This window comes from Aerococcus sp. L_32 (assembly GCF_050689315.1).
The window spans coordinates 1-660 of record NZ_JBOEQF010001037.1; the positions used below are offsets into that span (position 1 = coordinate 1).

A 660-nucleotide genomic window follows, 5' to 3' on the forward strand; every position below is an offset into this window, starting at 1 on the left:
GTTCTCAAAGGCAACAGGATCTAGGTCTTTAATCCAAGTATCAAAACTTGTTTTAGGCAACTCTTCTTTGAAGTATTGGGTGACGTAATCCCATAATCGGTTTAATTCACTCATATATTTCCTAGCTCCTTAGTGTACAAAATTTTTATATCAAACATATTGAAATATGTTAGTACGACGAATCTTTAAATTCGTTAGGCTTATTCATAATATCATGAAAAAAAACAGTTTTCCACAGAAAAATCAGGATGTGAATAAAAATAATCCCAACTTTTGATAAATGTTTTCCACAAGGTGTGAATAAACCTGTTATCTTTTTAGAAAATTTAAAGTCTTGTGTATAATCCCCCTTGTTCAAAGGGCAGTTTATAAGGGTTCCTGATGGGTTGTCAACAGATGTGGAAAAGTTTTGCAAAACTGTGGATTTGTTGAAAAGTCCTTTAAAAACTTTGGGGATGAATTTAAACTTGCTGCAACTAACCACAGGCTTGTGCAAATCTCGTACACACTTTGTGAATAAGAGTTTACCATTTTTTTCTTCACATAGTTTGTGAAATTTTAAAAGTGAGTTTGTGAAAAAAGAGGACATCAATTTAGGGAGGATTTTTCTTTTTTTAGAAATATCTGTTATAATATAGACGAGTTTTACCGGTCGAAAAG

2 protein-coding genes are annotated in these 660 nt (G+C 32.0%); both read right to left on the bottom strand.

The genetic code is table 11. The features are described 5' to 3' along the window. A partial coding sequence (locus ACRCJ0_RS18065) for a DnaA N-terminal domain-containing protein (RefSeq protein ID WP_431391519.1) occupies nucleotides 1-114 on the bottom strand: 114 nt, incomplete at its 3' end. Between the two features lie 55 nt (nucleotides 115-169). Continuing rightward, nucleotides 170-660: hypothetical protein (locus ACRCJ0_RS18070; RefSeq protein ID WP_431391518.1), on the bottom strand; the 491-nt coding region annotated here is incomplete at its 5' end.